Here is a 10,343-nt window from a genome sequence, read left to right on the forward strand (position 1 = left end):
CTAAGGCTTACGCGTAATGCTGAATTTTGAACTGAAACCGCACGCTTGTCCATTCCCCTTCTTCACTGGATACCTGTAATGCTTCTCCATAGAAATGCTTCAGTCTCCGCTGAATATTTACGAGTCCAACTCCCCTTCTTTCGGAAGAAGCCCTTTCGCTTGTCCATAAGGCTTGGATTCCCGTCTCACTGATACCGCCCCCGTTATCCCACACCTCCACATAAACCGTATCCTTGTCCAGGGAGATGGAGATTCTGACCGTTCCTCCCTCCATTTTCTTCGTTACCCCATGCCGGATAGCGTTCTCTACCAAAGGCTGTATCGTCAGCGGCAAAATCTTTCGCTTCAGTACCTGCGGGTCCACATCATATACAACCGTAAGCCTCTCCTCAAACCGGGCTTCCTCAATTTGCACGTAAGCATCAACCAGCTGTAATTCGTCCTCAATCCGGACAAAGCTGTCAGGCTTCGGGTCAAAGCTTCTTCTTAAGTAATAGCTTAAATGCATAATCAGCTTCTCTGCACGCGCGCCGTCTGTCCGGCATAAGGCAATAATCGAGTTCAAGGAATTGAACAAGAAATGCGGTTTAATCTGCGACTGGAGAAAATCCACCTCTGCCTTCAGAGCTTCTTCCACTGACTTCTTAAGCTTCAGGAGCGTTTCCGTTCTGGCCCTGACCTCTGCAGCATCAAACGGCTTGATGATATAATCATTCGCCCCTGCCTTGAAGCCGGCAGCAATATCGCTATTGCCGTAACGCGCCGTCAGCAATACAACAGGCAGCTCAAATAGGGAATATTGCCCGCGGATCTCTCTGCAGACTTCAACCCCCGACATTTTGGGCATCATTACATCGAGCAGAACCAGGTCGATATCAGAGCGTTTCTTCAACATTTCCAAGGCCTCCAGCCCGTTGGTCGCCCAGATAACCTGATAAGGCTCATTGGCAAAAACCCGGGACAGGACCTGGAGATTGGATGGTTCATCGTCAACGGCCAGCAGCGTGAAGGTGCTCTTGCTCCGGCCTGGTAATTCCGCCATGCCCCATTCTTCGCTTATGGAGGCAGATTCCTTGGCTGCTTCGTAATCCGGGAGTGAATTCCGGGCTGCTTCGGCAACCGGAAGTGTAAAAGCGATGCCCGTCCCCTGCTCCGGCTCTGACCATTCTACCTTGATGGTACCGTCCATCAAATGCAGCAGCTTCCTGCAGATAAACAACCCCAGTCCTGTTCCCCCGTACTCCTCTGGAGAGTGTGCTTGCTCAAAGGGCTGGAATATAGCCTCCCAGTCAGATAAGCTCATCCCCACTCCGGTATCCTCCACCACAACTTTGACCTGACCCTCTATCACCTGAGCATGAATCGTAATCATACCCTCATGAGTAAATTTCACCGCATTGCCGACCAGATTGTGGAGGATTTGCCTGAGCCGGTTCTCATCCGCATAGACGAGGGGCAGATGCTCCGGTACGGCATTGACAAATCTGATTTTTTTACCAGTAATCAAACCCTGGAATAAATCGAATACGAGGGAGACAGACACACGGACATCCACACCGGTTAGTTGAACCTTTAGCTCGTTACGTTTGATTTTCTCCATATCCAGAATGTCATGAACCAGTCCCGAGAGCCTTCTGGAGGTATCTCTGATCAGGGACAGATTCTGGATATGGCTTGCGCTGAGTTCTCCGGCTTCTGCTTCTGCTCCGGCTCCTGTCTCCAGCATGGATTGGGATAAATTAATGATTCCGTGAAGCGGAGTCTGGAATTCGTGAGAGGTATGCAGCAGGAACTCGTCTTTCTGCTTATCCGCCTGCTGTAGCATTACAGCCATTCCTTCTATCGTCTTATACGCTTCCGAATACCGGTAAGACAGGAGGAAGGAGGCCAGAAAACAAAAAATCAATATGGAGCAGTATCCTATGGTGTAAGTGGGTGTCAGGCTGCTCAGATACAACCCGTAATCAAACAGCCCTATTACATATCCGCCTAAGGCCAATATAAAGAGGAGCAGTGTCCGTTTGCTGAATTCTCCATACCTGCCCTTCAGGTATGAATGAAGCATCAATCCCAGAATGATGACATAGATGAATAGCTGCAGATAGCTGAATACCGCATTGAAACGCGAATACCATTGAAACGGCGTGAGCAGCACAAAGCCGATGTACAATGCCGTCACACCGACAACACTATTAATTAACCACTCAGGAATCATGCTTTTACACATAGTCTTAATAAACATGACCATCGTGATCAGGGAGAGATACAGCGATACGGCTTGAATCTTATAATAAATCTCATGCGGCAGATTCACATACTCAACCAGAATCCGGTCACCGTTGCTGGCAAAAGACCAGGCGATAATAATGCAGCTGAGTCCGAAATAAAGAAGTCCTCTTTCCTCTCTCCGTATAATAAACACACTAAGCTGATAACACCCGAGCATAAGGAGAGATACAATCAGAATTAAATTGAGAATGGTGGTATGGGTATTCAGCTTAAGAATTCCCCCGGCGCTCCCGAAATAAAGGCTATAAGGAATCCCGCCCTGCGAATTCTCATAATTCGCTGCATGGATAATGATCTCCGCCGTATCTCCCTGTACCGTAAAAAAGGCATTGTACGGTTTATTCTCATACCTATACAGGCTTTCGGATTCCGCGGGCTTACCGCTGCCGGCAACCCTGTCCCCGTTCACGTAGATCTCGCTGGCCATGCGGATGTTGGATATTCTAAGCCCATACATCGTTGCCGAAGGCTCAAGCTTAACCTTCAGACGGTAGGTAACGGCTCCTTGGCTATTTAGACCCCCGTCTTCATTCGCATGCTTCCAAAAACCGGGTACCTGCATATATCCAGGAGAAACAGAAGGTGCTCCCCCCGGCCTGAGCAGCTGATCCCAATAAAATTCCCATTGTCCATCCAGCGAAACGACCTGTTCTCCCTGAAAATTCCATGCGCTCAAATCCAGTACACCATGCCGGGCGGGAGCGGGGTTCTGGGCTTTATGATCAGAGGCTTTCACTAGGCCGAATAATATAGCAAAACATCCGAGGCCCACTATAATCAGGCCCATCAGCATTTTTCTCATCTTGAGGATCTACTCCGTTTCTCAGCCTTATCTTTATTCATTTCAATACAGCTTTAGTTCCATCATATCATCTGTACCATTTAGCGGCATGTCCTTTTCTTGTGCATGCTCTATTACGATTCTCCTAGAAACAATTCGTAGAGATTGTGAAGATTATGTAGAACCATGTAAAATAATTTCTATAAAATACCAAATAATATTGACCGTCCAAAACTTCTTGATGTAGAATTCTGTTGGAATATCAAACCATTTAAATATTCAGAGGAGACCGCGAGTAGCCAGGTAATACGACTCGGCTTGGCAATAGGTAATGGTGAAGACAGCCGCGCTGAATTTGCCACGATTCTCTGGAGAATTCTCGGCGAACCAGCCCCAACGGCTCCCGCAGCCTTCCCTGATGTACAAGCTGACTGGTCTGCTCAAGCGATTGCCCGGCTCACACAACTTGGAATCATCATTGGCTACGGAGACGGGACCTTCCGTCCTGATGCATCCATCTCGCGAGTAGACATGGTTACATTGCCGTTGACAATGCTTTTAGCCCGATTCATAATGCATACAAATAACCAGCAGGATTGAGACTTCAATCTCTCATTCCTGCTGGTTATCTTTATCCTTCACACATAACTCCCCTGATCCTTCGTAATCTCCCGCTGTGTCTGCTCCTCACCGCCGGTGTCCAAGCCGGCTCTTACGCACCAGGAAACTGCATAGTAACAGGCTTAAAGCCACATAAGCTGCTATCATACTGATGATGCCTCCCCAGCCGAAATTTCCGTACAGCACTCCGCCACCCGTACCGCTGAAGCTGGAGCCCACGTAATAGAAAAAGAGATAAAGTGCGTTGGCCTGCGACTTATGCTCATCGGCCACCAGGCCTACCCAGCTGCTGGCAATGGAGTGTCCACCAAAGAAACCAAAGGCAAACAGCGCCAGACCGATGATTTTGACCCACAGGAAGGGATGCAGGGTGCAAAGTGCCCCCGTTAAGATAATGGCCAGCGCGAGCATGACCACACCGCTGCGGCCATATCGGTCAGCCAGCTGTCCCATCCAAGTGGAACTGAAGGTTCCCATCAGATAAACGACAAAAATGCTGCCGACCAGTGACTGGCTAAGGTTGTACGGTTCACCTGTCAGTTCGAAGCCAATATAATTGAATAAGGTGACAAAGCTGCCCATCAGCAGAAAACCCAGCCCATACAAGCATAAGAGCCGGGGATTGCGGCATTGTGACCAGAGCAGTGGAATAACCTTGCTAAGCTTGCCTGTCTGCTTCACGAAATGGCGCGAAGGCGGAATCACCAGCCAGAATATCATCGCTGCGGCCAGGCCCAGCAAGCCAATCGCACCGACTGCCGCCCGCCAACCGAACCAGTCGGTGAGTAAACCGCTGATGATCCGGCCGGCCATCCCTCCGATGGAATTGCCGCTGATATATAATCCCATCGCATAACCCAGACTGGCAGGATCAATCTCTTCCACCAGATAGGTCATTGCAATAGCCGGCAATCCGGCCAGTGCAATCCCCTGCAGGATGCGCAGCAGCAGTAGCACAGGGAAATACGGGCTGAAAGCGGAGATAATGGCGATCACGGAAGCGGCGACAAGCGATACTGTCATAATAGCTCTGCGGCCAACGGCATCGGATAGAGAACCTATGAACAGCATGGTCAGTGCCATGGATATGGTGGTGACGGACAGTGTTAAACTGGCTTCTGTCGGTGTGATTCCAAACGCACCGGTGATTTCCGGCATCAACGGCTGCAGGGTGTACAGAAGCGCGAAGGTGACGAACCCTCCGGCAAACAGTGCAAGGCTAACGTTGCGGAACGATTTTGAACCCTGCAGAATCTTCATTGCTTCCAACCTTCTTCACTGGAGAAGCTCCGGTTGTCGGAACAGGACCGGTTGACCGGAACCTTCCCTTGTTATTTGCGGAACAGCTTGCGTTCCATATGTGTCAGAAATTCATAACCGTCCGCTGTCACTACAATGGTGTCTTCAATCTGAAACCCTCCAGCACCCAATTCATAATAAGGAACTTCCACACACAGTACCATTCCAGGCTCCAGAACGCGGTGATCCCCGGGTGACAGGGTGATATCATCGTACAATTCCAGGCCGATGGCATGTCCCACATGCTGGCGCCGGTAATGAGGAATCCCTTCCTTCTGAACTCTGGCTACGGCTGCCTGGAAGACATCGGATGCTTTCACACCGGGACGGATCGTTTCAAGTGCCTGCTCCCAGCCGCTGCGTACTGCCTGAAAGTGATGTTCCATCCATTGGGTGGCTTCACCAAGCACAACCGTTCTGCCGGTATCTCCCCAGTAACCTTCCAATTGGAGACACAGATCAAAACGGATCTGATCCCCTGGCTCGATGACGCGGAAATAATTCTCAATCAGGGGAAGAGCACTGCGCGGCCCTGCACCGACCGCCGTCATTGCGGGGGTGCCGCCTGCTCTCATCACGGCAAGCCGGTAATGGTCGGCCAACTCTTTCTCGTGCACACCTGCGGCGATCAGATCGATTAATTGCTGCTCAATGGCCTCATTCAGAACCGCAGACTGCCGCAGACGTTCGATTTCAAACGGTGTTTTGATCTGGCGGATTTGACGGAACAGTTTATACGCAGGCATAGCTTGTCCGCCGGGAAGTCCACCGGCAAATTTGGCAAGCAGATCCGGAGCAATTCTCATCTCATCCACGCCGACCGCTTGTCCTTTGAGGCCAAGATGCTCAAGTGCCGCCTCCAAGGCTTCAATCGGTCCCGCATGGGTTGTCGTATTCTGCAGCAAGGAGTAAAAGAGATCAATATCCGGCGTGGATGGCTTGCCTTCGATAGATCCCTCCACAAAAAAGTCGCTATACACATATAAATCCGCGCCGGTAATCCCCATCTGTGCGATTACACCCAGCCGGTTGGTCGGAATAATGACACAGGGACGGGCTTCCGGTTCCTGTGGCAGTACCGCATAGATTTGCATGGTCCAGTTGCTGGCCCGCAGCTGAGAGCCTAGAATATAGTTAATATTCTCCGGTGTGGTTGCTACAAGAGCAGCCAAGCTGCTGGCAGCCATCAATTCAGCAGCACGTGTCCGGTTCACTCCGGAAACAGGTATCGAAATAGGCTTGTCCATCAGGTTCAAGACCTCCTTTTATTCGTTCTGCTGCCGAGCATGTTTTCCACGCCCGGTGCGGAACGGATGACCAGTTTGATTGCAAAGAACAAAGCGAGCGCAAAGGCAATCAGTACGACGGAAACAACGGCAACCGTAGGATCCTGCCATTTTTCCATATACAGAAAGAGCTGAATAGGCAAGGTGTAATTTCCCTGACGCAGAATAAGCAATGCTGTCTCAACCTGATCGAAGGTGAAGACAAAGGAAATGGAGCCTGCCAGAAGAAGTGAAAGCCGCAGCTGCGGCAACGTAACCGTGAAAAAAATACGAAATGGACCCGCACCCAGATCCGCAGCAGCTTCGCGGTGTGCCGGATTCAGGTTGGCCAGAGCGCTGCCCACAATAGACAGTACAAACGGCAGTACGATGACCGCCTCCCCCAGAATCAGGGCAAACAATCCTCCGGCGATATGCATCTTTGAGAACAGAATCAGATACGCCACGCCCAGTGTAATTTTGGGCATTACCATTGGTGACATAAAAAAGGCCCGCAAAAGCCCTCTGCCCGGAAAAGGATAATGAACAATGGCCAGTGCAGCCAGCGTACCTGTAATGAGAGCCAACAAAACCGCACCCGCTGAAGCGAGAATGCTGTTCCGGAAGGCTTCCATGAACTGCTTCTGATCTCCCAGACGGCTATACCATTCCAGCGTCAGCCCTTCGGGCGGAAACTTGCTGGAGGTTCCGCTGCTTAAGGAAGTCAGCAGGATCATCAACAGCGGAAGCAGCAGATATAGCCCGACCGCGCCGACACCTACATAGAGAACCCACTTGTAATTCCGTGTTTTTTTAGACATGGCTTTGTCCCCCTGCCCGTGTACGCCGGAACATCAGCCAGTCGGCTCCCTTGTTCACAATCATTGAGACGACGATCGACGAAACAAATAAAAAGAGGCTCGCCACGGCTGCCATAGGCCAGTTCGTATCCAATGTACGCTGATAAATCAATACCGGAAGCGTCATGACGCGCCCGCCTCCGATCAGCTGCGGGGTTGTAAATGCGGTCAGGCAAAGTGTGAAGACAATTTGCACTCCGCTGGCAATCCCCCGCGCGGACAAGGGCAGTGTAATGGTGAGAAACGTGCGCCATTTGCCTGCACCCAGATCATGGGCCGCCGCCTTCAGCGTACCGTCAGACTGGGTCAGCACATTCAAGAGCGGGAATACCATAAACGGCAAAAAGATATGTACCAGTGCAACAACCACACCGGTCTCATTGTACATCATCTCAAAACCGTTATCCGTTAGGCCGAGCTCAACAAACAGCCAGTTTATGAAACCCTGTTTGGACAACAGCAGCTGCCATCCGTATGATCTGACAACAGCACTGACCAGAAGCGGAAGAAATGTGAGCAGCAAGAGGGTCTGCTTGAGTACCGCCCGCTTCAGTCCGGCAATACAGTAGGCCAGCGGATAGGCAAGCAGCAGGCTCCATAAGGTAACCTTGGCGGCAACTCTAAAGGTGGTGGCTATCAAGGTCCAATAATAGGGATCTCCAAGGAAAGCACGGTAGGATGCCAAATTCCAATCCCTGATCAGCCGCCCGTTCTCGTAGAGATCAAAACTGTACCGGCCGAAGATCAGCAGACCACCCAGATAGACGACACCCATTAGGACAAGTGCAGGCAGAAGCAACAGCAGTTGTGCAGCCCAGGTACGGTTCCTATGGGAGAACAGCCCTATAAGCTTGCCAGTTGCACGCATCATAAGGAACTCTCCTCGTAGGCAGGTGCCTCTATAGGCAAAAGCAGTCCATCTTCGGGATTGAATCCGATTTGCAGCGAATCTCCTGGTGCATACCGGGCATCTCCCCGCTGATACAGACTGCTGGCCTGCAGTTGGATATGACCGCCCATATCCAGCGTGTACCGGATGCTTGCACCGCCATACACACTCTCGGTGACGGTTCCTTCCAGACGGTTGACGCAGCTATTTGCCTCTGCACCTATCCTTAGATACTCGTACCGGATAGACAGCGAAGCCCCGCTACCGGCAGAAATCGCCGAAAGTCCTTCCTGCGGCCGCACGGCAAGCTTCAAACCGCCTGCTTGAACCCATACCAGGCCTTCTTCAGTACCCACTATCTTAACCTGCAGCAGGTTCGTATCGCCGATGAATTTGGCTACAAAGCTGTCAACCGGCCGTTCGTAAATTTCATCAGGCGTCCCGTATTGAAGCAGCTTGCCGCCACGCATGACACCAATGCGGTCCGACATGTTCATCGCCTCATTCTGATCATGGGTAACGAAAATGAACGTGCCTCCGAATTCGCGCTGTATCCGTTTCAGTTCCCGCTGCATATCCAGACGCAGCTGCATATCCAGTGCTGATAACGGCTCGTCCAGCAGGAGAACTTCCGGCTTGTTAATCAAAGCGCGGGCAATGGCAACACGCTGCGCCTGACCGCCGGACAGCTGGGAAATGGCACGCCGGCTGTAATCACCGAGCTGCACCAGTTCCAGCATCTCCTGAACACGCCGTTTGATTTCGCTTTTCGGCGTTTTTCTGACCTTCAAGCCATAAGCGATATTGTTGAAAACATCCATATGGGGAAACAATGCCAGCTGCTGAAAAATCATATTCGTATTGCGGCCATAAGCCGGAATACCTGAGACATCCTGTCCCGACAGCAGTACTGCACCCTCATCTGGCTGCTCCAAACCGCCGAGAAGCCGGAGCAGCGTGGTTTTCCCGCAGCCGCTGGGCCCGAGGAGAGAGACGAACTCTCCCCGTTTCACCTGTAGCGATACCTGATTAACGGCAGTACTTCCCGCATAACGCTTGACCACGTCCCGCGTCTCGATTGCAATCGGCCCCACTCCGCCGCTCATTGTGCTCATCTCCTATCTATTCGGTTGATGACAGCTGCCGGATTATAGCTCTGTTTTGACCAGACGGTCCCATAGATCCTTCCAGGCAGAGCTGTTCTTGGCCAACGTATCCCAGTCCGGATTAATCCCCTTGCCCTGTTCTTCAACGGAGAAGGATGGATCATCCTTGTATTTATCCGGAATCGCTGCAGCTGTACTTGTAACTGGAGTTCCTGTTACCTCGGCATACCGGGACAGCGCTTCTGCACTAAGAAGCTCATTAATGATCTCGTTGGCCACTTTTTCCTGCTCTGGTGTGGAGCCTTTGACAACCTGCAGGGAATACGGGAAGGAAATCGCACCTTCCTTAGGATAGGCTACAGCCAGCGGGGAGCCGCCTTCGATCCATGTTTGTGCTACCTGTGCACTGAATGGAGCAATCAGCGCGTCGCCTGAGTCAAGCAGACCCTTAAGCTGATCGTTCGAGGTAACCAGCGTTCCGATTTGATCGCTGTTGTCTGCCCAGAATTGGAAGGCTGGTTCAGGATTGTCATAGGATGCGCCGAGTTCTTCCCCTTTTACAGCCAGAAGCGGGGAGAGATAAGAATAGAACATGTAATCCCACAATGCAGTTTTGCCTTTGAACTCTTCGCTTCCCCACAGATCGTTCCAGCTTGTGGGCGGTGTCTTCACCAGATCCTTGTTGTAGACCAGCGCAAAGCTGGATACTCCCCAGACGATACCCTTGTTGTCTGTTGTATGGAAGGATTCGGGAATATCCTTCATATTCGTCACAATGGCCGGATCCAGCGGCTCCCACATATCGTCATTGAGGCCCTTCGCCGAAGCATCCGCATTGAAATACCCGAAGTTTACAATCGGATTGTCAGCATCGGCCTGCTTGCCTGCCAGCATTTTCGGATACATTACAGAATTGGAGGATTCCTCGAAGGTCACCTCAACATTCGGATGGTTTTTTACATATTCGGCTACGACTTCCTTAGGAACCACATCCTGATTGGAGCCGGCCCAGATAAACATGGTCAGCTTTACTTTTTCTCCGCTACCGGCTGCCGGGGAATTGTCCGGGCTTCCTGCAGCATTGTTTCCGGCAGCGTTATCCACATTGGTCCCCCCTCCGCAAGCCGAGAGTGCCAGCATCAGGGCAAGCGACACGGCAGGTAAGATATAAGAACGCTTAGGTTTTTGAATACTCATTGGTTTCTCTCCTCCAGGTTGTTTACTATTTGGTGT

At 51.3% G+C, this 10,343-nt stretch carries 8 protein-coding genes; 1 reads left to right on the top strand and 7 read right to left on the bottom strand.

The window, feature by feature from the left end; all coding sequences use genetic code 11:
* Positions 1-7: 7 nt before the first annotated feature.
* Positions 8-3,091 (bottom strand): ATP-binding protein, encoded by a 3,084-nt coding sequence (locus tag NSU14_RS23490; protein ID WP_076242476.1) that lies wholly within the window; start codon positions 3,089-3,091, stop codon positions 8-10.
* Between the two features lie 297 nt (positions 3,092-3,388).
* On the opposite strand from NSU14_RS23490, the gene NSU14_RS36035 reads away from it, so the two are divergent.
* Positions 3,389-3,670, top strand: a complete 282-nt coding sequence (locus tag NSU14_RS36035) for an S-layer homology domain-containing protein (protein WP_076242475.1) — start codon at positions 3,389-3,391, stop codon at positions 3,668-3,670.
* Positions 3,671-3,757: 87 nt separating this feature from the next.
* Here NSU14_RS36035 and NSU14_RS23495 read toward each other — a convergent pair whose 3' ends face one another.
* From NSU14_RS23495 to NSU14_RS23520, 6 genes are all read right to left on the bottom strand, one after another.
* Complete coding sequence (locus NSU14_RS23495; protein ID WP_076242474.1) at positions 3,758-4,951, bottom strand: MFS transporter; 1,194 nt, start codon at positions 4,949-4,951, stop codon at positions 3,758-3,760.
* Positions 4,952-5,022: 71 nt separating this feature from the next.
* Positions 5,023-6,237 (bottom strand): M24 family metallopeptidase, encoded by a 1,215-nt coding sequence (locus NSU14_RS23500; RefSeq protein WP_076242473.1) that lies wholly within the window; start codon positions 6,235-6,237, stop codon positions 5,023-5,025.
* A 5-nt stretch (positions 6,238-6,242) separates the two neighbouring features.
* Complete coding sequence (locus NSU14_RS23505) at positions 6,243-7,076, bottom strand: ABC transporter permease (protein WP_076242472.1); 834 nt, start codon at positions 7,074-7,076, stop codon at positions 6,243-6,245.
* Positions 7,069-7,986: an ABC transporter permease gene (locus tag NSU14_RS23510; protein ID WP_076242471.1), complete on the bottom strand. Its 918-nt coding sequence runs from the start codon at positions 7,984-7,986 to the stop codon at positions 7,069-7,071. Before NSU14_RS23510 ends, NSU14_RS23505 begins: the two co-directional genes overlap by 8 nt.
* Entirely contained in the window at positions 7,983-9,110 is a 1,128-nt protein-coding gene (locus NSU14_RS23515) for an ABC transporter ATP-binding protein (protein WP_076242470.1), read from the bottom strand. Before NSU14_RS23515 ends, NSU14_RS23510 begins: the two co-directional genes overlap by 4 nt.
* 42 nt (positions 9,111-9,152) lie before the next feature.
* Entirely contained in the window at positions 9,153-10,307 is a 1,155-nt protein-coding gene (locus tag NSU14_RS23520; RefSeq protein ID WP_076242469.1) for an ABC transporter substrate-binding protein, read from the bottom strand.
* Positions 10,308-10,343: the final 36 nt, after the last annotated feature.

Origin of the sequence: Paenibacillus sp. FSL R10-2771 (assembly GCF_038000205.1) — a bacterium.
Classification (GTDB): domain Bacteria; phylum Bacillota; class Bacilli; order Paenibacillales; family Paenibacillaceae; genus Paenibacillus_AQ; species Paenibacillus_AQ phytohabitans.

Coding starts and splice junctions, on each gene's coding strand:
- NSU14_RS23490 (WP_076242476.1), bottom strand. CDS start 3,091: ATGAGAAAAATGCTGATGGGCCTGATTATAGTGGGCCTCGGATGTTTT.
- NSU14_RS23495 (WP_076242474.1), bottom strand. CDS start 4,951: ATGAAGATTCTGCAGGGTTCAAAATCGTTCCGCAACGTTAGCCTTGCA.
- NSU14_RS23500 (WP_076242473.1), bottom strand. CDS start 6,237: ATGGACAAGCCTATTTCGATACCTGTTTCCGGAGTGAACCGGACACGT.
- NSU14_RS23505 (WP_076242472.1), bottom strand. CDS start 7,076: ATGTCTAAAAAAACACGGAATTACAAGTGGGTTCTCTATGTAGGTGTC.
- NSU14_RS23510 (WP_076242471.1), bottom strand. CDS start 7,986: ATGATGCGTGCAACTGGCAAGCTTATAGGGCTGTTCTCCCATAGGAAC.
- NSU14_RS23515 (WP_076242470.1), bottom strand. CDS start 9,110: ATGAGCGGCGGAGTGGGGCCGATTGCAATCGAGACGCGGGACGTGGTC.
- NSU14_RS23520 (WP_076242469.1), bottom strand. CDS start 10,307: ATGAGTATTCAAAAACCTAAGCGTTCTTATATCTTACCTGCCGTGTCG.